Below are 24,387 nucleotides of genomic sequence, written 5' to 3'. Positions count from 1 at the left end.
GCGCGTCTGGGGGAAATGCATTATGCGGCGTCGGCGCCGATCGCGGCTTGATCCTGCTGTCCGGTGAGCCGGTTGGCGCTGGACCAGGCCATCATCTGCTCGGGATGCAGTTTGACCGCTTCCAGCAGTCGGTCGCGCTTGAGCAGGATATAGGCCGCTTGCAGAACGAGGTTCTTTGCCGCCACGTCCTTTGCCGGCCGGGATGCAGGCTGGACAGCGTTGGGCTTCAGTTCGGGACTGACGATCGCCCGGTATTCGCGAAAGGGCACTGTCTCCAGGGTCGACATGCCAAACAGCGCAGCGCCGGCGCGCGCCGCAAAATTCGCCGGCGCCGAGGCGTGGTGGGTCCAGCCACGCTCGCCCATGGCGCTCTCGGTGAAGGTAGATCCCGCGTGGATGGTGTTGGTCATCAGCACGACTCCGTTCTCCTTCAGCGTCTTCTGGATGCGCGCCGTAACCTGGTAGGCTTCGGCGCGCTCAAAGACGATGCGGCTCTTCAGAAACCGGTTTTCGACCTCGACCAGCGGCTTGTTGATCACATGCAGGCCGAATTTGCTTTCCGAAAAGCCGTGGAAGTTGACGCTCACCTGGTGCGCTTCGATGCCGGCTTCGAAGAGGGCGCGCTTGCCCATGATCGTCTGGGCGGCGAACTGATCGCACCAGACGATGGCGCCGCGGCCGCGCTGCAAGGCCTCGCGCAAGCCGTCGATGCCTTCCAGCCGGATCGCCGGCGACCAGCGCCTGCCAGGCGCCAGATGAGCGGCAAGCATCAGACGGCGGCGATGCGCGGCGGCGAGATGTCCCCTGAAAAGGCTTCGCGTGTCGGCATCATCGCCAAGCACCGCTTTGATCGCCACGTCATACCGCGCGAAATCCTTGCGAAAATGACGCTTGCGTCGAAGCGTCGAAACCCAATCGCAGATCGGCGCCCACCAGGCCACCGGCAGCACCGCCGCCACCCCGAGATAGAACATGGATAGCAGGCTTTCGCGCAGATCCTTGTTGGAGACGCTGCGCAACTTGCCGGGGCGGAGGAGCTTGCGGCTGAAGAAGCGGACGGTCTCGCCGCGCTCCGGCACTGCAACGTCGGCGATGATCTCGGTATGATAGATGCTGGCGGATGACGGTTGCCGATTGGCCCTGCGGGACTTGCCAAGCCGAGGCAGCCTCATGCGTTAGATACCCCCAAACCTTGATCCATCCGTCAGCCGATTTACAGCGTCTGTCGCGGACAGACAACCAACGGCGAGACGGCGCGGCTGAGCGGTCAGATCTGCGACGTGAGTTCGACCGGGAAATCGTCGTTGTCGGCGTCGCGCATGGCGGCGAGGCTGCGGTTGTCGAGCACCTCGGCGATCGCCTGGCGCACTTCCAGCATCATGTGGCGGACCTGGCACGTCGCCTCGTCGCAGTCCTCGCAGCGCTGATATTGCGTGCGGCTGGCGCAAGGGATCGGCGCCAGCGGCCCGTCGAGCACGCGCACGACATGGCCGATCTTGATCTCGGAAGCGGGCCTGGCGAGGCGATAGCCGCCTTCCTTGCCCTTGCGGCTCTGGACGAAGCCGGCATTGCGCAATTCGCCCAGAATGGCGTCCAGGAACTTCTTCGGGATGTTGTTTGCGACCGCTATGTCGTTGACGAATGCAAGCTGGCCAGCCGGCAGGCCGGAAAGATGCACGAGGGCCTTGAGGCCATATTTGCCTTTTTTGGTCAGCATGCCCGATTCAGTTTATCAAACCCCAAGCGCCTGCATCTGGCGGTTGTTTGTGTGCAAATCATGACAGTTTGGCCGCGCTACGCGGCTTGGCACAACAATTCATCGACACAGGTTAGGCACAAACGCGTTGATTCTTCGTAATGTTTTTCACATTGGCCGCGTCGATTTCGCCGGCAAAGTGATGCCGGCTCCAGATTGAAAAAGCCGGCGATGCCGACGGCGATGACGGCTTTTCACTTCTTTTGATTGTAAGCGCTACCGGCTGCCATAGGCCTGATCGAGCAAGCCGCCTGCCGCGAAATGCTCTTTCTGCACCCTGTCCCAGCCGCCGAAGACCTCGTCTACCGTCAACAGGCGCACGTCGGGAAACTCGGCTTTGTATTTGGCGGCCACTGCTGCGTCGCGGGCCCGCAGGCCGTTGCGGGCGGCAATGTCCTGGCCCTCGGGCGAATAGAGGGATTCGAGATAGGTCTTGGCGAGATCGCGGCTACCGTGCTCGTCAGCGATCTTATCGACGATCGCCACCGGGAATTCGGCCAGCAGGCTGACTGAAGGCGTGACCTGCTCGAACTTGTCGTCGCCATATTCCCTGCGGATGCCGCGCGTTTCGGATTCGAAGGTGATCAGCACGTCGCCGATCTCGCGCTGCACGAAGGTGGTGGTGGCGGCGCGGCCGCCGGTGTCGAAGATCGGCACGTTGGCAAACAGCTTGGCGATGAACTCCTTCACCTTGGCGTCGTCGCCCTTGAAGGCTTCCTTCGCGTAAGCGGTGGCAGCGAGATAGGTATAGCGGGCATTGCCTGATGTCTTCGGGTTGGGGAAGATCACCTGCACGTCGTCACGCACCAGATCGTTCCAGTCCTTGATGTGCTTGGGATTGCCGGCACGAACAAGGAAGGACGGCAGCGAATAGAAAGGCGATGCGTTGTCTGGGAAATCCTTCTGCCAGTCCGCGGAGATCAGACCCCTCTTGACCAGGAAATCGACGTCGGTGACCTGGTTGAAGGTGACGACGTCGGCTGCCAAACCTTCCGCGATGGCACGAGCCTGCGCCGAGGTCCCGGCGTGGGACTGATCGACGGTCACGCCGGGATGCTCAGCGATGAAAGCCTTGTTGATGTCGGCAAACAATTCGCGGCCGACGTCGTAGGAGGCATTGAGCAGCTTGTCGGCCGACCAGGCTTGGGAGGACGCGAGGACGACGAAGCCGGCAAGCGTGGCAATACCCAGCAATAAGCGCTTCATGAAAACGGTCCTCCTCCAGACAATCAGAACTATGGTGTGACCATAAAAAGGAAAGCCTGGCTGCGCGAGGCACGCGGTCCGGGGGACGCACGAGCAGCGGGAAAATCTCCCGCCCGAACAGCCGCTTGGTAGGATTTTCTTCCAACCTGATTCATCGCGGCTCCTCTACCGGGCGCCTGGACGTGGCAGGCGGCAAATAGGTCAGGAGGCCGGGAAAAGCTTCCAGCGCCTCGGCCTGAAAGCCACCCGGCTCTTCTGTGCCGCCGGATGGTCGACCGGCAGCTCGATCTCGACGCGCTGACGCTCGCCGCCGATCTCGAGCTCGACCCGCCTTGTGCCGGCGACGCGGCGGCTGGCGGCGACCGTCCCGGCAATGCAGCCGCTGCAGCCGTCGAGCAGCTCGACATCGTGCGGACGAAAGTAGAGCAGGGCCTCTCCCGACTGCGCATGCGGCGCCTGCAGACCGACCGGCCGGTCGGCCAGCCAGATCTCGCCATTGTCAACCTTGACCGGCAGCGAGCTCGATTCGCCGATGAAGCTGTAGACGAAAGGCGAGTTCGGCGTGTCGTAGATCTCGTCGGCCGAGCCGACCTGCTCGATGCGACCTTGGCTCATGACGACAACGCGGTCGGCGAGTTCGAGCGCCTCCTCCTGGTCGTGGGTAACGAAGACCGTGGTGTGGCCGGTGGCGTCGTGGATTTCGCGCAGCCAGCGGCGCAACTCGCGGCGCACCTGCGCGTCAAGGGCGCCGAATGGCTCGTCGAGCAAAAGCACCTTGGGCTCGATGGCCATGGCGCGGGCGAGCGCGACGCGCTGGCGCTGGCCGCCGGAAAGCTGCGCCGGATAGCGCTTTTCCAGCCCCGACAGCTGGACGAGGTCGAGGAGTTCCGAAGCGCGGCGGCGGATCTCCTGCGCCGAGGGACGCGCGGCGCCGTGCCGGACCTTGAGGCCGAAGCCGATATTGTCGGCAACCGTCATGTGTCGGAACAGAGCGTAATGCTGGAACACGAAGCCGACATTGCGCTCCTGGATCGACTTCTGCGAAGCATCCTCTTCGCCGAAGAAGATGGCGCCCTTGGTGGGCCGCTCCAGGCCGGCGATCAGGCGGAGCAGCGTCGTCTTGCCGGAACCGGATGGCCCGAGCAGCGCGATAAGCTCGCCCGACCTGATGTCGAGCGAAACGTCGTGGAGCGCCGGAAACCGCTCGAACTCCTTGCGCACGTTGACAACGCGAACTTCCATACAGATCCCTCAATCAGTTGATGCATGCTACGCGGTTTCGGGCGGCATGCATCTAATGTCCGCGTGTCGCGGCAATCTCGGCGCCGTAGCGCATCTCCAGAAGTGTTTTCAAAACCAGCGTCACCAAAGCCAGGCCGGCAAGCAGCGAGGCGACCGCGAAGGCCCCGACGGCGTTATACTCATTGTAGAGAATTTCCACATGCAGCGGCATGGTGTTGGTGAGGCCGCGAATGTGACCTGAGACCACCGACACGGCGCCGAACTCGCCCATGGCGCGCGCGTTGCAGAGTAGCACGCCGTAGAGCAGGCCCCATTTGACGTTGGGCAGCGTCACATACCAGAAGGCCTGCCAGCCATTGGCGCCGAGTGACAGGGCCGCCTCCTCGTCGCCATTGCCCTGTTCCTGCATCAGCGGGATCAGCTCGCGGGCGACAAAGGGGAAAGTGACGAAGATGGTTGCGAGCACAATGCCCGGCACGGCGAACAGGATGACGATGCCATGCGCCTTCAGCCACGCGCCGAGCAGGCCTTGCGCCCCGAAGAGGAGCACATAAACCAGGCCGGAAATGACGGGCGACACCGAGAACGGCAGGTCGATGAGGGTGGTCAGAAAGGCCTTGCCCTTGAACTCGAACTTGGCGATCGCCCAGGCAGCCGAGATGCCGAAAATGAGGTTGAGCGGCACCGAGATCGCCGCCACCAGCAGCGTCAGGCGGATCGCCGAGCGCGTGTCGGGGCTGGCAAGCGCCTCCGTGTAGGCGCCGATGCCTTTGCTAAGCGCCTCGTGGAAGACAACGATCAGCGGCAGAAGCAGGAAGACGGCGAGGAAGGCGAAGGCTATTCCCATCGCCACCCAGCGCACCGGCCTGCTTTCGGTCACCGCGGCCGACTGGCTTTCGTGATGCGGTTCGTAGGATTTGATCTCGGGATCAGCCATAGCGCTTGCGGCTCCATGTCTGGACGAGGTTGACGACCAAAAGCATCACGAAGGACAGCGCCAGCATGATCGCGGCGATCGCGGTCGCCGCCTCGTAATTGTATTCCTCGAGCCGGATGACGATGAGGAGCGGCGCGATCTCCGACTTGAAGGGCAGGTTGCCGGCGATGAAGATGACCGAGCCGTATTCGCCGACACCGCGCGCGAAGGCGAGCGAGAAGCCGGTGACGATGGCCGGCGCCAGTCCCGGGAAGAGCACACGAGTGATGGTCTGGAAGCGGTTGGCGCCAAGCGTGGCGGCAGCTTCCTCGACCTCCCTGTCGAGCTCCTCCATGATTGGCTGGACGGTGCGCACCACGAAGGGTAGGCCGATGAACACCAAGGCGATGACGATGCCGAGCGGGGTGTAGGCTACCTTTATGCCGAGCGGCATCAGAAGCTGGCCGATCCAGCCATTCGGCGCATAGAGTGTGGTGAGCGCGATACCGGCGACTGCGGTGGGCAAGGCGAAGGGCAGGTCGACGATCGCATCGGCGATGCGTCGGCCGGGGAAGCGGTAGCGGACCAGCACCCAGGCGACGATGGTGCCGAAGACGACGTTGACCGCGGCGGCCAGGAAGGCGGTGCCGAAGCTGATCTTCAGCGCATTGAGAGTGCGCCGGTCGACGGCGATCGCCCAGAAGTCGGTCCAGCCGAGCGCGGCCGAACGCCAGACCAGCCCCGAAAGCGGAATGAGGATGATGAGCGTGAGGTAGGCAAGCGAGAAGCCGAGCGTCAATCCGAAGCCCGGAATGACACTCGGCTGTCTGAACCGCCACCCCGCCTTGGCGGGTGCTGTGTTCATGCTGTTCTGGATCGTCCCTTCTTACTCAGACCAGAGTGCCCTTCGCCTCGGCTCGGGCACTCGTACAATAGACCCAATCAGGTTTCATCCGGCCTATGGCCGCCATGCTTCATTGGGCGGGCTTGTAAATCTGGTCGAATATACCACCGTCGCCGAAATGATAAGGCTGCGCCTTCTTCCAACCGCCGAATTGCGGATCGTCGATGGTGACGAGCTTGATTGCCGGTAGCTTGGCGAGATCCTCGGCAGGCACCAGGTCGGGCTTGGCCGGACGATAGTGGTTCTTGGCGATGATGGTCTGGGCTTCCTTCGAATAGAGCCAGCTCAGATAAGCCTCGGCGACCTTGCGGGTGCCCTTGGCGTCGACATTGCCGTCGACGACGGCGACCGGCGGCTCGGCCAGGATCGAGGTCGGCGGGTAGACGATGTCGAAATTGTCGGCGCCGAATTCATCGAGCGCGAGATAGGCTTCGTTCTCCCAGGCGATCAGCACGTCGCCCAGCCCCTTCTGCGCAAAGGTCACCGTCGAGCCGCGGGCACCGGTATCGAGGACGGGGACATTCGCATAGAGCTTGCCGACGAACTCCTTGGTCTTGGCTTCGTCATTGCCGTCATTGGCATTGGCATAAGCCCAGGCGGCGAGGTAGTTCCAGCGCGCGCCGCCCGAGGTCTTGGGGTTCGGCGTGATTACCTGGACGCCGTCCTTCACCAGATCGCTCCAGTCATGGATGCCCTTGGGATTGCCCTTGCGCACCAGGAAGATGATGGTCGAGGTGTAGGGAGCCGAGTTGTTCTCGAACTTCGTGCGCCAGTCCGGATTGATCTTTTTCGTCTTCGCGGCAATGGCGTTGATGTCGCCCTCGAGCGCGAGCGTCACGACATCGGCGTCGAGACCGTCGATGACGGCTCGCGCTTGGGCGCCGGATCCGCCATGCGACTGTTGGATGGTAACGGTTTCTCCGGTCTCCGCCTTCCAGTGCGCGGTGAAGGCCTCGTCATAGGCTTTGTAGAGCTCACGTGTCGGGTCGTAGGACACATTCAGAATGGTCGTATCGGCAAATGCGAAACCGAGCGAGCCGAACTGGACAGATGTGGCGACCAGCGCGCCGAGCAGTTTCCCGAAATGAGGGTTGGTCATTTCCGCCTCCGTTGAACGGCCCGAACTCTAGCGAATTTATAGAAATTAGATGCACTCAATGTTGCCTTTTTCATCTCCTTGCAGCAATTTTTCGCCGAGGGGCGGCCAGTCCAGGAAATATCTTCCTCACTTGCCAGCAGCGTGGTTCCTCGTCAGCGGGCCTAATTAGAACCGGCCGCGATCCGGGCAAGTCCTGTGCCCTAGTCGGCGGTCACCGGAAAATCGAAGCGCTGCTTTGGGAACGGCTCGTCGGCGAGGGTGAAATGCCACCATTCCCGCGCATAGTTGCGGAAGCCGGCGGCGCGCATGGCCGAAAGCAGCATCGTGCGGTTTGCCGTCGCTTGGAGGGGCAGCGGGCGGTGGGCCGTCTCGCTCGCCGAATCGAAACAGTCGAATCCGGTGCCGAAGTCGAGCGTGCGGGCGTCAGTCGCGCCGCAAGCGGAATGAGCCGGGCTTGTCTTGTCAAGCTCAGCGACGGCGAGGTCAACGGTCGAGCCCCGCGAGTGGCTGGACAGTTCGCCGACATAGCCCTCGGCGATGAGGTCGCCGCGCTCGACCTTCGGATACCATTGCGGATCGGGCGGGCCGCCTTGAATTGTCCATCTGACCATGTCGGCGACGGCGCGTGCCGGGCGGTAACAGTCGAAGACGATCAGCGTGAGGCCCTCGGCCGTCATTGCTTTCTGGACGCCGGACAGCGCCTTCGCCGCCGGCGCGGTCAGGATGCAGACCGGCGCTTCGTAGCCGTCGACCTCGCGCTGCAGGAAGTTTCCCAGCCCGGCATAGCGGATGTCCTGGCGAATGGTCGGATCGACATCGGCGAGCCGGACGAATCCGGCGGGCAGGGGGTCGGCGTGGGCGGAGAAGGCAGCCAGGAGAGCCAGTGCCGGGAGGATTATAGCTGCTCCCGCTGAAGGACGGGTGTGCTTCGCAATAAGCCTCGAGAGAAGTGCCTTTCGATCCTTGAAAGGCGCAACGCGCCGAATCGCTTGCCCGCTTCTATTCAACGAAAACCTTCACGCTGGCCGCGCGCCCGGCGGCGTCGATAACGGTGAGCGTCGAATAGCCGGTGCCGTCGGGCTGCCAGGTCGCGGTGCGGCGGCGGTCGATGCCGGCGAGCGGCTTGCCGTTGGCAAGCCAGCGGAAGGGCGCGCGGCCGCCCTGCAGCTTCAGCACAAGCGGCGAAGCGTCCGCCGAATTGGTGCCGAGGTCGACGCGAGCCCCGTCCGGCGGGAAGACGATGGTGGGCGCCGGTTCAGTCGGCGTTGCCTGCACCAGCCCGTCGGAGCCGGCGCCGAAGCGGGCGAGCGTCACCGGCAATTCTTCGCGTTTGGGATTGAAGAGACCCGGCGGCCGGCCGGGCAGCGGCACGCTGGCCAAACCCGAGCGGACAAAGCCTTCGAAGAGAATGGGCGCGGCCGAAACATAGCCGGAGAGGCCAGGTACCGGGCCGGCGTCGGCACGGCCGACCCAGACGCCAAGCACATAGCGGCCGTCGAAGCCAACCGACCAGGCATCGCGATAGCCGTAAGATGTGCCGGTCTTGTAGGCGATGCCGCGCTGGGCCGCACCTTCGGGCGGCTTCACGCCGGACAGGATGTCGTCGATCTGCCAAGCGGCCTGGTCGTCGAGGATAGTGGCGGTGATGCGCTCGGCATCGGCGGGCTCGGTGCCGTCATGCAGCGCGTGCATCTTGCCGCCATTGGCGAGGCCGGTATACAGCTGCACCAGGTCGCGCAAAGTCACCCCGGCGCCGCCGAGGCCGATCGCCAGCCCGGGCGCCTCGTTGAGCGGCAGGACCAGGTTGACGCCGGCCTGGCGGAAGCGCGCCGTGAGCCGCGCGGGACCAACTGCGTCCAGCACCCGGATCGCCGGCACGTTGAGCGACAGCTGCAGCGCCTGCCTGATGCTGACGTCGCCCTGGTAGCCCATGTCGAAATTCTTCGGCCGGTAGCCGCCAAAGTCGGCGGGGCTGTCCTCGATGATCGTCTCCTGCGCCACTAGGCCTTGCTCGAAGGCAAGCCCATAGATGAACGGCTTCAGCGTCGAGCCGGGCGAGCGCACTACTTTGGTCATGTCGATCCAGCCGGATCGGCTGGCGTCGAAGAAATCGGCTGAACCGACTTCGCCAAGAATGTCGCCGGTGCGCGCATCGGCCAGCACCATGGCGACGGAAAGCTTTGGGCCGAGCTTCCTGGCGGCCTCTTTCGCCACCTGCTCCAGCCCTTGCTGAACACTGCGGCGGATGGTGAGTTGCAGCGGCTTGCCGGGTTGAGCCTTGGGCAGCATGGCGTAGGACGCATGCGCGGCCAATGCCGGCAGCTTGCGGCGCAGGCCGGAGACGTCGTCGAGCGCGGCGCGCGCTGCCTCTCGTTCGTTGAGCAGACCGGCCGAGACCATGCGGGTGAGCACGCGGTCGCGCGCGGCATGCGCGATGTCGAGATTGCGGTCTGGCCGGCGCTTTTCCGGCAACTGCGGCAGCGCGACCAAAAGTGCTGCTTCCGATACGGTCAGCCGCTTCGGCTCCTTGCCGAAATAGGCGAGCGAGGCGGCGCGCACACCTTCCAGGTTGCCGCCATAGGGCGCCAGCGTCAGGTAGCGCTCGAGGATTTCGCGCTTGGACAAACGCCGCTCGATCTGGATGGCGCGCAGGATTTGCCTGGCCTTGGAGGCGAGGCTGCGGCTGTCGCGCGGCTCGATCAGACGGGCAAGCTGCATCGAGAGCGTCGAGCCGCCGGAAACGATGTGGCCGCTGGTGGCGAACTGCCCGGCGGCGCGACAAAGCGCCAGCACGTCGACGCCGCGGTGGTCCCAGAAGCGCTTGTCTTCATAAGCGACCAGCATGTCGACGAACTGCTTGTCGACCTGGTCGAGCCGGGTCCCAAGCCGCCAGTAGCCGTCCGGCGTCGCGAAGGCGCGCAAGAGTTCGCCGTCGCGGTCCTGCACTTCGGTGGAGACCGTCAGCGGCGCCGGGAGCGGCGGCGGGAAGGCGCGGTCGAGCTGCCAGAGAGCGGCGACGGAAAGGGCAAGACAGGCGGCGGAGGAAGCTGCCGTTATGGCAGCGCGGCGCAAAAATCTTTTGGAAAGCATGGTGCTGCCCCTCACCCTGACCCTCTTCCCGTGAAAGACGGGGAGAGGGGGGCGTCAGCGCTGGAGCTTGTCCCTTCTCCCCGTCTTTCACGGGAAGAAGGTGCCGGAAGGCGGATGAGGGGCAGCGCTATCGCCATGTTTGTGATCGCCAGCGTCGGAATACTTACTCCGCCTTGACCTCCACCATGCCGGAGGCGGTGCGGGCCGAATATTGCGGCCGGTACATGTCCTCCACCGTCGCCGCCGGATGGGCATAGGTGCCGGGCCTCACGGCGCGCACGACATAGGCCAGCGTGATGTTGCGGTCGCCGTCGCCTTCGTTGGGATTGAAGGCGGCGACGAAGCGGTCGTCGCGGAACTCCAGATGCGCGGCGTCGGTCTGCGCCAGCCAGGAAAAGTTCGACAACTGAGCGCTGGACACCAGGCTCGGATTGTCGATCTCGAAGCCGGCCGGCAACAGATCGGTGATCAGCAGGCGCGAGGGCCATTTGTTCTGCTCATAGACCTTGAGCACGACCACATAGCGTTCGTTCTGCCTGGCCTCGGTGATGTTGGCCTCGGTGCCGTCGAGCCTATAGTAGGTACGATCGATGGTGAAGCCGTCGCCGCCGGCCGGCAGCGGCTCGACGGGTGCCGCCACCGCGGTGACGACGGCCTGTAGCGCCGTGGTGCCGGTGTTGGCGATGGTGAGCGGGCTGTCGACAAGATCGTTGCCGGCAACCCGATCGGAATAGCCGCCGGTATGCGGCGCGCCGTTGACGGAAAGCGTGATCGAATTGTTGCCTTCCTTCAGCGCCCTTGCCGCAAGGAGCATCCAGGATTCGTCCTGCGTGCTCGTCCAGCGGGCGTCGGCGCGTTCACGCGCCACCAGCCTGATCAGCTGCGGCACGATGCTCGGGACCGGCTTCGATTCCGCGGCCAGCGCAAGCATCGCCGCGCCGTCACGCAGGGGCGAGCCATAATCGGAGCGATAATAGTCGTATTCGGTGCTTGCCTGTGCCAGCCGCAAGGCCGTCTGGAAAGTCGCCTCCGAGCGCTGGGTGTCGCCATAGAGCGCCAGGCTCGCGGCCAGTTGGGCGACAGCCATCGGGCTCGAGAAGGACTCGAGCTGCGTGTCCGAATAGTAGCGCAGATCGCCGATCGAGGCCTTCTTGTTGCGGGCGAGCACATAGAGCGCGTAGGCGATCTCGCTGCCGCGATCCTGGACGTCCTGGTCATAACCAAGCGAGTTCTGCAGGTTGTTCAGCGCCTGGTTCATCGCCTGAGCCGGCACGTCGTATTTCTGCTCGCGTGCCCGGGTCAGGAACTCCGTGACATAAGCATCGAGCCAGAGATCGCCGGACCCCGGGCCCCAGAGGCCGAAGCTGCCGCTTGATGCCTGGTAGCTCAGCACCTTGTAGACGGCATCTTGGATGCGCCCATGCAGGTCCGGATCGCTCTCCATGCCGATGCTTTTGGCCATGTCGTTGACATAGAGCAGCGGCAAGGCACGGCTGGTTGTCTGCTCGGCGCAGCCATAGGGGTAGCGATCGAGCGTCATCAAGAGCGAAGGCACGTCGAAGGCGGCTGCCTGTGAGACGCCGACGCTGACCGAAGCACCGTCAAGCACGCTTGCGGCGAGCAGCTCCTTGTCGACGCGCAAGGCGCCGCCATTGGGCTTCAGGTCGACTACCATGCGGTTGGTGACCGGGAGCTGCGCCGGGCGCACCGGCAGGTAGAGCGTCTGCTCGACCTCGGTTCCGCCGTTATGCGCGAGCTTGACGGTGATCGAAGCGTCGCCCGCCGTCTGCGCGATCAGCGGAAATGAGAGCGCTTGCCGCTTGCCCTGGCTAAGCGTCAGCTTCTCGGGCAGGGGCTTGTCGCCGGTCGAGAGATCGCCGGTCGTGGTGACCGACAGCTTGTAGTCGCCGGCAGGGCCGTCGGTGTCGGCGATGTCGAGACGCATGGTCGCGGCATCGCCAGGCGCCAGGAAGCGCGGCAGGCCGGCGGTGATCACCACCGGATCGCGCACGATGACGTCGGTTTGAGCATGGCCGACGGCCTCTTTGGTCCAGGCGACGGCCATGACGCGCACGGTGCCGTTGAACTGCGGGATGTCGAAATCGATCCGCGACTTGCCGTTGGCATCGAGCTCGACCGGGCCGGACAAGAAGGCGACCAGCTTCTCGGTCGGCGGGCTGCCCTGCGACTGCATGTTGGCGCCGTCGCCGCCGGTCCGCAATTTGCCGGTGGTGCCGAGCGAACCGTCGATCAGGCGGCCATAAAAGTCGCGGATTTCCAGACCCAGCATGCGCTGGCCGAAGAACCAGTCCTCCGGATCGGGCGCCTTGTAGTTGGTGAGATTGAGGATGCCGACATCGACGGCCGCGACCATCACATAGGCCTTGCTGCCGGCTTGCGCGCCGCTGACGGCGACCGGGATCGACAGCTGCTGGCGCGGGGCCGTCTTTTCAGGCGGCGTAAGCGCAACAGTGAGCTTTTTCGAACCCGGATCGACGGTCAGCCATTTGACGCCGATTGCGCGGGCCGGCATGCGCGATTCCTGCGCATCGCCGGGCCGGAACAAAGTCGCCGTGACATAGGCGCCGGCGCCCCAGTCGTTGCCGACCGGGATGTCGACGGTGCTGCCGCCGGTCGGCACCGAAGCGGTGACGGTCTTCAACAGCTTCTCGGCGCCGATGGTGACCAGGAGTTCGCCGGCAAAATGCGGCGACACCTTGAGCTTGGCCACCTCGCCGGCGGCGTAAGTGTCCTTGTCGAGAGCGATCTCCAGGCCGTCTGGTGTTTCGGTGGCGGGAGAGGCGACGTACCAGCCGGCGTCGAACTCATAGCTGGTCGCCGGGCCATCGGGGTCGGCCGTCTCGACCTCGAGCCGGTAGCGGCCCCAGTCGACAGGAAGCGACACGGTCGCCTCGCCGTCGGCTTTCAGGTCGATCTGGCCGTTGGCGACGGCCTTGGTGAGGTTCACCGCTTCATAGTTCCAGGAATTGTTCGAACGGTACCACTGGTAATTGCGCTCGACCTTGACCAGCGACCACTGCGCGCCCTTCAGCTCCTCGCGTTTGCCGTTCGAATCGACGGCGATGATGCTGAATTTCGCCGTTCCGCCTTGCGGCACCTCGCCGCCTTCGAAATCCGGGCGGATGCCGATCGTCTCCTTTTCCGGATGGACGGCGATGTCGAGCGAGCGCTCGACGGCACGGCCGCCGGCTTCGCGCATGCGGACTGTGACCTTGGCGTTGATCAGCTTGGTGGTGGAGGGCAGTTGGTCGATCGAGACCGGGAAGGTCGCCTTGCCGTCGTCGCCGACGAGGGGAAGGTTGGCCAAAGGCCTCACCGAAGGTTCGGCCGACTGCTCGTCGGCGAGACCGAAGGTGAAGTCCTTAAACCGATCCCAGCTGTCCGTGGTCGACAGCGTCATCTCGCCTTCAAGCGCGAGGCCGGCGGCCGGCGCGCCATAGAGGAAGCGGCCGTCGACGCTGACATTGGCGGTCTCGCCCTGCGCGATTTCCTTCTTGTCGGCCGTCAAGTCGAACTCGATGCGATCCGGCACGAAGTCTTCGACCAGGAACATATGGCTGGCGACCGGTGCCTGCTTGGGATCGGTGTAGATCGACACCGACCAGGTGCCGCGCATGACGTTAGGCTCGAGCGACAGATCGACGGCATGGGCCCCGGCGGAAGCGCCGTCGCTGACGATACGGCGGTTCTCGACGCCATCGGGTCGGGTGAAGATGAAGGTCAGCGGCAGGTTCTCGACCGCCTTGGCGGCGCCGTCGCGCGCAAGGGCGGCGACATGGACGTCTTCGCCGGCGCGGTAGATGCCGCGCTCGGTCCAGGCATAGACGTCGAGCGCGCCGGGCGCGGCACGCCCGGCAACGCCGCGGTCCGACAGATCGAAACCGGCGCGGCCCATGTCGAGGAAGACGAAGTCGTTGTCGCCCTGCTTGGCCATCAGCACCGCCGGCACCATGCCGCCTTCGCCGCGCGTCAGGCCGGGGTTGAAAACGGCATGGCCCTCGGCGTCGGACGTCGCCGTGCCGAGGATTTCATTGTTCTTGGCAAGCAGCGTCAGTTCGGCGCCGGCAATCGGCTTGGCAGAGCCCAGCGAGCGGGCAAAGACGTTGAGACCGTCCTGGCCGGTATAAGTGGACAGACCGATGTCGGAAACGACGAACCACTGGGTGGCGCGCGAACCATAATCGTCGCTCTTGTCGTCGACCGGCTGGGCGGTCAGCACATAGACGCCGGGCTTGCGCTGCGGGATCGCTTCGTCGACCGGGAAGGAGGTGGTGACCTCCTTGTTGAGGTCGTTGGCGATGTCGAGCGTGCCTTCCCAGACCGGCTCGCCCATCTGGTCGGAAATGGTGGAAATGTCATTGCCGTCGAGCTGATGCAGGAACTGGTAGCCGGACAGAAGCTGCGCCAGCGATCGGTCGCCGATGCGGTAGAGCTTCATCTTGGCGGCGCTCATGTTGACGGTGACGACCGGAATGCCGCGGCGGGCGCCGGCCGGCAACACGAAGCTGTCGCCGGTGAAGCGGGCGGACGGGGCGCGGTCCTGGACATAGATCGACAGCACGACCGGAGCGGCAATCGTCTCGCCGATCGCGGCCGGCAGACCGGCGCGAAAGGTCACGTCATAGTGCTGGCCATGTTCAAGCCCTTCGACGCAGATCTGCTTGTCCTTGGCTTCGACAGCCTTGGGAGCGGCATTTTCGACGGTGACGAACTGCGAATAGTCGACGCCGGTCTTCACCAAGTCCTCGGAGAACTGGGCGCAGATGCGCGGCGAAGAGGAATCGGCATCGACGGAATGGTCGATGACGCGGAAACCCTTGCGTGCCTTGAGGTCGGCGTAGTCGGCCTGCACGGCTGGCGAGTTCACCAGCGCAAGGCTCGCCTCATAGGCCTGAATGGCCGGCCGGAAAAGGTCGCGCTTGTCGAGGCCGGCGGCAAGCAGCGCCAGCGCCTCGGCGCGGGTCTTTGCCGTGCGCACCAGCTTATAGGCGTTGAAGGCCGCCGAGGTGACGTTTGCCGGCAGGGTAGAGGGTTCGGAGGTGTTGGAAGCCGGCTGCACGCCGAGCGTCTCGCGCGCCAGCGCCAGCCAGAGCGCGCCGTCGTCGGGCAGGACAGACAGCGCCGCCTGGTATTTCTGCATGGCCAGGCGATGGTCGCCGGTCAGCGCTGCCTGCTCGGCCGCGGCTTGAAGTGCGGCCAGCCCTTCGGTCGGCTTGTCATAGGCCGGATCGGTCAGCTTGTTGCGGAACTGCTGGGCCTGATCGGCCATCCAGTTGGGGAAGAAGGCAAGTGGAGGCGGCGCGCCGATATCGGGGTCGCCATCGACGTTTGCGACTTTGCCGGCGACGGCGCCGCTGAAGGGTTTCAGCTGATTGTAGTCGGATTTGAGAAAGCACCATTTGGCCTTGGTGTTGTAGGTGAAGGCGCGGCAGGCGGGATCGCCGAGGCATGTGGTCTTGCATTGGTCGAGGCTGACATTCTGGTCGGACCTGAGGTCGAAACCGAAATAGTCGGAATTGTCAGTCGTCACGATTCGCCGGGCTTCGGCCGCTTGCGCGGCCCCGCTCAAGGCAAAGAACAGAAGAATGAGGAACGAGAAACCACGAGCCGCGCGCATTGCCATATCACCCTCCCGACATTGCAGCGTCCGGGCATGATCAAGCATCAAACAGGCTTGTCAACGCCGAACGCGGCAGGTTTTCAACCCGCCAACGGTTTCCATGCCGGCCACAGGCCGGTATTTCGACAGAACCTCCATGGGACAAGGGTTCACGCTTTCTTGCGAAGGCGCAAAAGGTGTGAATTCCAAGCCCGGTCTATTTCAGACAATTGGATTGTGGCCCCTTTACGAGCGTTTCAGAACTTCATTCCAATTTTAGTTTTGTCGTCTAGGTTAGCGTAATGCCGGCGTATGAAACGCAGATGTCAGGAGGGATCGCGCCAGGGCGCGGGCTTCCGCGCGCCCTGCTTTTGGCGCTCGTCTGCGCTGCCATGCTCGCCGGCGAAGCGCGGCCGGCGGCTGCTTTCGAGATTTTCGGCATCAAGCTTTGGGGCTCGTCCAAGGACGAGGATGCCGACATCGTCGATCCGCTGCGCTATTCGGTGACCATGGACGCTCCCGATGCCGACAAGGATCTGGTCAAGAAGCTGGAAGATGCCTCGGCGCTCAAAAATGACGAGGAGCATCCGGTATCAGGGTCGCTCGGCTTGATGGCCAAGGCGCGCAGCGACCGCGAGCAACTGGTTGCCGCCCTTTATGCCGACGCCCGCTACGAGGGCGTGGTCACCATCACCATAGAGGGCAAGTCCATCGACGAACTGCCGCCGGACGCCGAATTCAAGGGGCCGCAGCCCATTCCGGTGGTCGTCAGCATCGCCGCCGGGCCGAAATTCACCCTCGGCGACATCAGACTGAAAGGCGACGCGGCCGGCCTGGCGAGCGCCGATTTCGGCCTGATCGCGGGCGGCGACGCCAGTTCGGGTGCCGTGCTCAAGGCCGAAGCGGCGATCGTGCGAGCGCTCAAGGAAGAGGGCAGACCGCTAGCCCAGGTGACGGATCGCGAGATCGTCGCAGACCATGACACCTCGACGCTCGACGTGACACTGACGGTCGCGGCCGGCCCGGTCGCCGGCTATGGCGACACCACCGTCGAGGGTACCGAAAAGGTCGATCGCGACTTCACCGAATACATGACCGACCTAAAGCGGGGCCAGCAATATTCGCCGCAAGAGATTGACGATGCCCGCGATCGGCTGCTCGGGCTCGAAGTCTTCAACAGCGTGACCATCAAGGAGGGCGAGAGCCTCGACGCTCAAGGCAACATTCCGATCGACGTCCAGGTGAGCGAGCGCAAGCCGCGCTTTTTCGGCGTCGGCGGCACGTTTTCGAACACGGAAGGACTGGGGCTCGAAGGCTATTGGGGCCACCGCAACCTGTTCGGCCAGGCGGAGAAGCTGCGCATCGACGGCTCCATCAGCGGCATCGGCAGCAACAGCATTTCCGCGCTCAACTACAATGCCGGCATCATGTTCGAGAAGCCGGGGGTGCTCGGGCCGACATCGAAGTTCTTCACCGGCGTCAAGACCGTGTTGGAGCACCCCGACGCCTATGACCATTTCTCGGTCAAGGGCGACGTTGGAGTCTCCTACGACCTCGACAAGAGGCAGCGGGTCTCGGCCGAATTCGACCTCGACTACTCGAGGATCACCGACGCCTTCGGCAAGCACACCTATCTGATCGCCAGCATTCCGCTGCAATATGTCTATGACAGCCGCGACAACAAGCTCAACCCGACCAGGGGTTTCCGGGCGCTCGCCTATGCCGAGCCGAGCTACGACATTCTGAACGGCGCGACCTTCCTCAAGTTGAAGGGCGAAGGCTCGGCTTACCAGTCGCTCGATACGGCGAGCAGATTCGTCCTCGCCGAACGCGCCACGCTCGGCTCGATCGTTGGCACCGGGCTGCAGAATGTTCCGGCCGACAGGCGCTTCTATTCCGGCGGCGGCGGCTCGGTGCGCGGCTATGCCTATCAAGGTATCGGCCCGAAGGACATCGACGGCCAGCCGATCGGCGGCCTGTCCCTGTTCGACACCTCGGTCGAGATGCGCATGGCCGTCACCGACACGATCGGCATCGTTCCGTTCGTCGATGCCGGCACGGTCTCGACCAAATCCTTCCCCGATTTCTCCGACGTCAAGGTCGGCGCCGGCGTCGGTCTGCGCTATCTTACGCCATTCGGGCCGCTGCGCATCGACGCCGCCGTGCCGCTCAACCGCGATCCGGGCGATCCGCATTTCGGCCTCTATGCCGGCATCGGTCAGGCGTTCTGATGATGAGGATATTCTGGCGCATCCTTCGTATCTGCCTCTACACGCTGCTCCTGTTGCTGGTGGTGGCGATCGGCGCGCTCGCCGTGCTGACCGGCACCGAAGGCGGCCGTCAGAATCTCGCCGGTCTGATCTCGAAGCTGGCCTCGACCGAGGACCGCAAGATCACCGTCAGCGGTATCGAAGGCATCTGGTCCGGTCAGCTCAGGCTCGATCATGTCGTGCTGGAGGATCGCACGGGGCCCTGGCTGGTGGCGCGCAAGGTGGCGCTCGACTGGTCGCCGACGGCGCTTTTGTCGCGCAACTTCAGCGCCGATCGCATCGAAGCCGAGCGCATCGAGTTGGCGCGGCTGCCACGAGCCGGCCAACAGCCGTCGCAAGGCGCATCGAACAGTCTGCCGGTCTCGATCGACGTCAAAGAGATCGAGCTGCCGGAGATCGCGCTCGGGCAAGAGCTCGCCGGCAGCGGGATTGCCGAACTTGCCGCCAAGGGTTCGCTCAAGGCCGATCCATCGCCGCTGGCGATCGACACGGTGCTCAAAGTCGCCCGCCGCGACGGCAAGCAGGGCAATGTCGACGCCAAGGTCCGTTTCGCGCCGGCCGACAACAAGCTCGACCTCGATCTCAAGGCGTCGGAGCCGGCCGGCGGCATCATCGCCAATTTGCTCAAGCTCCCCGATGCGCCCCCCGTTGATATCGTCGTCTCCGGAACGGGGCCGCTCGCCAATTGGAACGGCATCGGCACGTTCGTTGTCGATCGTCAGATCGTCGCCCAGCTCACCGGCCGCCATCAGTTGAGCGACAAGGGCCACTATATCGAGGCCAAAGGCGACGGCGAATTCGAGCGCTTCCTGCCGGAGAAGTTCAAGTCGCTGTTTGCCGGCAAAACGAATTTCGACGTGGCCGGGACGGCGACCACGACAGGCGGGATCGATATCGAGCGCGCAATTGTAGAGAGCGGCGCCGTGCACGGAACGGCCACCGGCAATGTCGACCCGAAGGGCGCCAGCGATCTTGCCGTCGAGCTCTCAGCCAAAGACAAGCCCGTCACCATCGACGTCGGCACCAGCGCGGTGCCGATCCTGGTCGCGGTCGAGAAGGCGACCGCACGCGCCTTTGGCGACGGCAAGGCGCCGATAGTCGACATCGGCACCTCGTTGGCCTCGATCGCCGTCGGCGGCACGCAGCTCAACAATGTGACGGGACGGGTCCATTCCGACGGCTTCGACGTCGCGACCCGCACCGGGCCGGTCAATGTCAAGCTCGCGGCCGCCGGCCTGAAGACCGACGTGGCGACCCTGGCGCCGCTGGTGACGGGCAAGCTAGCCGCTGATCTCGCCGGTTCGATCAGCCGCGACACCGTCACCGTCGACCAGGGCACGTTGCGCAGCGATGCGCTCAATGCCGCGCTGACCGCCGGCGTCTCGCTCGCCGACCTGTCGATGACGCTGAAGATGAACGCCGACGCCGTATCGAAGGCGCTGCCGCCGCAGATCAGCTCGCTGCTTGGCGAACGGGTGAAATTCTCGGCTACCGCGACCCGCGATCCGGAAGGCGCTTTCGCGGCCAACGAGCTGGAACTCACCTCCGGCTCGCTCAGCGCCAGCGGCACCGCCAGCGCGCAAGGCTCGGATATCAAGGCAAACGTCAAGGGAACGCTGGGCGATGTATCGGCGCTGTCGTCGCTGGCGGGCACGCCGCTTGCCGGCGGGGTCAATTTCGCGCTGACCGCCAGCGGTCCGCGCTGGGCGCCGGATTTCTCGGTGTCGGCCGACAGCGCCAGCCTGACGGCGGCCGGCCGCACGGTGAAGGACATCAAGCTCTCGGCGAAGGGCAAAGCCGACATCGCCAACCCCTCGGCCGATATCTCGCTGACGGGCAGCGTCGAGGAACAGCCGCTCGACATCGAGGCGTCGTTGGTGACCGCCGCCGGCAAGCGCGCGATCAAGGGCCTCAGCCTTGCACTGGGCGACAACAAGGTTTCGGGCGACCTCGCGCTCGACGACCAGTTCCTGCCGGTTGGCACGCTGACGCTGGCCGTTCCCGATGTCGGCCCGCTGGCGGCGCTAGGCGGCCAGACGGCAACCGGCGATATCAACGGCACGATCGCCTTCGCCAAGGATGGCGCGGCTCCGAACCTCACCATCAATGCGGCCAGCACATCGATCGCGCGCGGCGAAGTGGCGGCGAAAGCGATCACCGTCAATGCGCTGATCGCCAATTATCTCAAGGGACCGGCAATATCGGGCACGATCAAGGCCGACAGCGTCACTTCCGGCAAGACAGTGGTCAGCGGTATCGGCATCGACCTGAGGCGCGACGGCGACTGGACCAATTTTTCCGGCGGCGCGACGGCATCCGGCATTCCGGCCACCGCGACCGGGCGCGTGAAGATCGCCGACGGCAAGACCAGCGTCGAGATCGCGTCCGGCGAAGCGACCCTGCGCGGCATCAAGGCGGCGATCGCCGAGCCGTCGCGCCTCGCAATCGCCAACGGCGTCGCCAGCGTCGAGAAGCTTGCGCTCAATCTCGGCGGCGGCTCGGCGACCATTTCCGGCAGCGCCGGCCAGATCCTCGACCTGACGGCCAATTTCGCCAGCCTGCCTGCGGCGCTCGCCAATGATTTCGTGCCGGGCCTCGATGCTGCCGGAACGCTGGAAGGCACGGCACACCTCACGGGGCCGTCGGCCAATCCCGATATCGAGTTCGACGCCAAGCTTGCCGGCGCCGAGACCAGCCAGACCCGCCAGGCCGGACTTGGGCCGCTCAATCTGGATGCCGCCGGCAGCTATGGTCTGGCGAGCGGCCTGGCCCTGGACCATGCAACGCTTGCGGGCGACAAGATTTCCGGCAACGCCGCCGGCAGCTTGAATCCGAACGGCGTCAGCGATTTTTCGCTCGGTCTGACGTCATCCGGACCCAGCCTGCCGTTGACGATCGGCAGCGCCGAAAGCCCGGTCAAGATCGAGGTCCAGTCATTGTCGGCAAAGATAGCCGGCCAAAGCACGCAGGCCCGCCTCGAGGCTTCCGCCATCCTGCCTTCGGTTGCCGCCAGCCAGGTGAATGTGGACGGCCTTGCCGTTGCGCTGCATTCGGATGCGTTCGATCTCAAGGGGCGGGCAGGCCCGGTCTCCGGGACGGTGTCGATCGACAGGATCGGCCTGGACAATCCGATGATCGCGCCGTTGGTTGCCGGCAAGGTTACGGCCGAGGTCAATGGCCGTTTGACGAGCGACGCCGTTGCCGTCAACAGCGGCTCGCTCAAGAGCGATGCGCTCAACAGCCAGGTCGCCGGCCGCATGTCGCTGCGCGACGGCGCCGTCGACCTCAATGTGAACGCCAATGTCGCTTCTTCCGCTTTGCCGGCGGCGGTGCGCGGCATGTTGGGCGAGAGCGCGCAATTGAGCGCCGCGCTGAAACGCGACGCCAACGGCAACGTCAATGTCTCCGGCTTGAAGCTCAACTCGGGCGCGCTGAGCGCCGACGGGCAGGCGAGCCTTGCCGACAACAAGCTTGCCGCCGACATCAGGGGGGCGTTGAGCGACGTTTCGCTGCTGTCGAAAGACGCCAAGGGCGCCATCGCTTTTGGCCTGAATGCGCAAGGTCCGATTATGGCGCCCGACCTCTCGCTGACGGTGAACAGCGACAGGCTGTCCGTGGCGGCGCGCGAGATCACCGGACTGAAACTCACCGCGACAGGCAAGGCGGATGCCGCCAATCCGGCGGCCGATGTGCAACTGACCGGCAATGTCGCCGGACAGCCGCTGCAGGGCAATGCCGTGCTTGCCACCGCCAATGGCAAGAGCGCGATCAAGGGCCTCAGCCTTGCACTCGGCGACAACAAGGTTTCGGGCGACCTCGCGCTCGACGAAGCGTTCGTGCCGGTGGGCACCGTGTCGCTCGATCTTCCTGACATCGGGCCGCTGGCGGCGCTTGCGCTAGAAAAGGCGGAAGGCGACGTCCGCGGCGCGATCGCCTTCTCGAAGGCCGGCAACGCACCGAACGTCGCCGTCAAGGCAACGACGGCGGCGATCAGGCGCGGCGACCTCTCGGCCAAAAAAGTCGCCGTCGACGCCCAGATCGCCAATTACCTCGCAGCACCTGTCATCTCCGGCAAGATCCGCGCCGACAGCGTGACCTCCGGCGGCACTGCCGTTACCGGCATCGATGTCGACCTGAAGCGCGATGGCGACTGGACCGCCTTTTCCGGCGGCGCCACCGTGAAGAACATTCCGGCGAAAGCGGCCGGCCGGGTGAAAGTGGCGAACGGCACGACGACCGTCGAGCTCGCGTCGGGCCAAGCGACGGTGCAAGGCATCAAGGCGGCGATCGCGCAGGCCTCGACCGTGACCATCGCCAACGGCGCGACGACGCTCGACCGGCTGGTGCTCAATCTCGGCGGCGGCACGGCGACGGTGACGGGCAAGGTCACGCAGACGCTCGACATCAACGCCAATCTGGCCCGGGTGCCGGTCTCGCTCGCAAACAGTTTCTCGCCTGGCCTCGATGCGGCAGGCTCGATCTCGGGCACGGTCAAGGTCTCCGGCGCGCCGGCCACTCCGACGGTCGCCTTCAATGTCGATGCTTCGGGCGTGCAGACTTCGCAGACGCGGGGCGCAGGCCTCGGCGGCATGAACGTATCCTCGTCGGGAACCTTTGCCGGCAGCAAGCTTGCCTTCGACGCCAACATCAGCGACGGCGCCGGCCTTGGTCTCAAGGGCGGCGGCACGGTGACGACGGCAGGCGGGCCGACCCTGGCGCTCGATTTCAAAGGCAAGGTGCCGTTTTCCTTCCTTGCCTCGAAACTCGCCGTGCAAGGCCTGGCGCTCAACGGAACCGCCAATGTCGACGTGCAGGTGCGCGGTCCTGTATCCGCGCCGGTGATCAGCGGCAAAGTCTCGACGTCGGGCGCCCGTCTGATCGACGCGCGCTCCGGGCTGGCGGTCAACGACATCGGGGCTGACGTCTCGATCGGCGGCGGCGTCGCCAGGATCAATCGCCTTACGGGCACGTTGTCGACGCGCGGCAGCCTTTCGGCGAGCGGCACCGTCGGCATCACGCCGGCGCAAGGTTTTCCGGCCGACCTGTCGATAAAACTCACCGACGCCCGCTACACCGACGGCAGGGTGGTGACCGCCAATCTCGGCGGCGACCTGACCATTAAAGGCCCGCTCGTGTCGGCGCCGGTGATCGCCGGCACCATCAATCTGGCGAGGACGGTCATCACCGTGCCGGACAAACTGCCCGGTTCGCTCTCGGAGTTGGATGTGAAGCATAAGAACCCGCCGCGCGCGGTGCGCGCGCAGGACAGGGCTCTGAACCCGCCGACATCCACCAGCGGCGGCAGCAGCGGCAGCGGCCTTGTCCTCGACGTGACGGTCAACGCACCGAATCAGATCTTCATCCAGGGCAGGGGCGTCGACGCCGAGCTAGGCGGCTCGCTGAAGCTGACCGGCCCGGCATCCTCGCCGCAGGCCGTCGGAACCTTCACCTTGCAACGCGGCCGGCTGACGATCCTTGCCAAGCGGCTGACCTTCACCGAGGGCACAGTCGGGTTCCAGGGTTCGCTTGTGCCTTACCTCAACCTGACCGCGACCACGACGACCAGCAGCGCCACCGTCACCATCGTCGTTTCGGGCGAAGCGACCAACCCGAAGTTCAACTTCTCCTCCGCACCGGCGCTGCCTGAGGACGAGGTGCTGGCGCAACTGATCTTCGGCCGCTCGATGTCCAATCTCTCGCCGCTGCAGATCGCCCAGCTCGCCGACGCGGCCGCGCAATTGGCCGGCGCCGGCGGCACGACCTCGCTGCTCGACAATCTACGCAGCGCGATCGGCATCGACGATCTCGACGTGACGACCGACGAGAAGGGGGGCACCGCGGTTTCGGCCGGCAAGTATCTCAACGACCGTACCTATGTGACAATCCAGAAGGGCGACAAACCGGGCTCCGGCAAGGCGACGATCGATCTCAATGTCGGGAGGGGCGTGAAGCTGCGCGGCGAGGCCAACGATGCGGGCGAAGCCAAGGGCGGCGTCTTTTACGAACGCGAATATTGACGGTGTTGCCCGCCCCGGCGGGCTGAAGAGGACTTTTGGCGCGCGCACGAGGCCCTGTCCGCCGGCAATGTCTTGATTTGATTGCCCTGTTAATTTTTGGAAATGTGCTGTGGACTAACAAATTTGCGTCAAGGCTGTCGCTATCACGCCAACCGGCCCCATTCCAAAGTTGCACATTCCCCACCATGTTCCAATTCCAAACCGGCTTTTGACATCACGGTCTGGATGCGGAATGTTAAAAGGCAAAAAGCCAAACAATGGGAGTCA

The 24,387-nt window shown here is 64.6% G+C and carries 12 protein-coding genes; 2 read left to right on the top strand and 10 right to left on the bottom strand.

Annotation, left to right across the window (positions count from 1 at the left end; genetic code table 11):
* Positions 1–20: 20 nt before the first annotated feature.
* The 10 genes from P9230_RS04530 to P9230_RS04485 form a co-directional block, all read right to left on the bottom strand.
* Entirely contained in the window at positions 21–1,172 is a 1,152-nt protein-coding gene (locus P9230_RS04530) for a hypothetical protein (RefSeq protein ID WP_278117591.1), read from the bottom strand.
* A 95-nt stretch (positions 1,173–1,267) separates the two neighbouring features.
* Positions 1,268–1,717: an Rrf2 family transcriptional regulator gene (locus tag P9230_RS04525; RefSeq protein WP_013530871.1), complete on the bottom strand. Its 450-nt coding sequence runs from the start codon at positions 1,715–1,717 to the stop codon at positions 1,268–1,270.
* Positions 1,718–1,972: 255 nt separating this feature from the next.
* Positions 1,973–2,962, bottom strand: a complete 990-nt coding sequence (locus P9230_RS04520; protein ID WP_278087367.1) for a sulfate ABC transporter substrate-binding protein — start codon at positions 2,960–2,962, stop codon at positions 1,973–1,975.
* A 201-nt stretch (positions 2,963–3,163) separates the two neighbouring features.
* Positions 3,164–4,204: a sulfate/molybdate ABC transporter ATP-binding protein gene (locus P9230_RS04515; RefSeq protein ID WP_095831663.1), complete on the bottom strand. Its 1,041-nt coding sequence runs from the start codon at positions 4,202–4,204 to the stop codon at positions 3,164–3,166.
* 52 nt (positions 4,205–4,256) lie between these two features.
* Positions 4,257–5,141, bottom strand: coding sequence for a sulfate ABC transporter permease subunit CysW (gene cysW, locus P9230_RS04510; protein ID WP_067328919.1), 885 nt, complete (start codon positions 5,139–5,141; stop codon positions 4,257–4,259).
* Positions 5,134–5,985 (bottom strand): sulfate ABC transporter permease subunit CysT, encoded by an 852-nt coding sequence (gene cysT / locus P9230_RS04505; protein WP_278117589.1) that lies wholly within the window; start codon positions 5,983–5,985, stop codon positions 5,134–5,136. Before cysT ends, cysW begins: the two co-directional genes overlap by 8 nt.
* Positions 5,986–6,094: 109 nt before the next feature.
* Positions 6,095–7,123: a sulfate ABC transporter substrate-binding protein gene (locus tag P9230_RS04500; RefSeq protein WP_127214004.1), complete on the bottom strand. Its 1,029-nt coding sequence runs from the start codon at positions 7,121–7,123 to the stop codon at positions 6,095–6,097.
* 200 nt (positions 7,124–7,323) lie between these two features.
* A complete protein-coding gene (locus tag P9230_RS04495) occupies positions 7,324–8,022 on the bottom strand; it encodes a M15 family metallopeptidase (protein WP_278118337.1) in 699 nt (232 codons plus the stop codon).
* 100 nt (positions 8,023–8,122) lie between these two features.
* Positions 8,123–10,213 (bottom strand): penicillin-binding protein 1C, encoded by a 2,091-nt coding sequence (pbpC, locus tag P9230_RS04490; RefSeq protein ID WP_278117587.1) that lies wholly within the window; start codon positions 10,211–10,213, stop codon positions 8,123–8,125.
* A gap of 163 nt (positions 10,214–10,376) precedes the next feature.
* Entirely contained in the window at positions 10,377–15,857 is a 5,481-nt protein-coding gene (locus P9230_RS04485) for an alpha-2-macroglobulin family protein (RefSeq protein WP_278117585.1), read from the bottom strand.
* A 278-nt stretch (positions 15,858–16,135) separates the two neighbouring features.
* Here P9230_RS04485 and P9230_RS04480 point away from each other — a divergent pair, with 278 nt between their 5' ends.
* Positions 16,136–18,064, top strand: coding sequence for an autotransporter assembly complex family protein (locus tag P9230_RS04480; protein ID WP_278117583.1), 1,929 nt, complete (start codon positions 16,136–16,138; stop codon positions 18,062–18,064).
* A gap of 2 nt (positions 18,065–18,066) precedes the next feature.
* Positions 18,067–24,120, top strand: coding sequence for a translocation/assembly module TamB domain-containing protein (locus P9230_RS04475; protein WP_278118335.1), 6,054 nt, complete (start codon positions 18,067–18,069; stop codon positions 24,118–24,120).
* Positions 24,121–24,387: the final 267 nt, after the last annotated feature.

Source organism: Mesorhizobium sp. WSM4887 (assembly GCF_029625865.1).
Taxonomy (GTDB): domain Bacteria; phylum Pseudomonadota; class Alphaproteobacteria; order Rhizobiales; family Rhizobiaceae; genus Mesorhizobium.
This window is presented reverse-complemented; position numbering and strand designations above follow the sequence as displayed.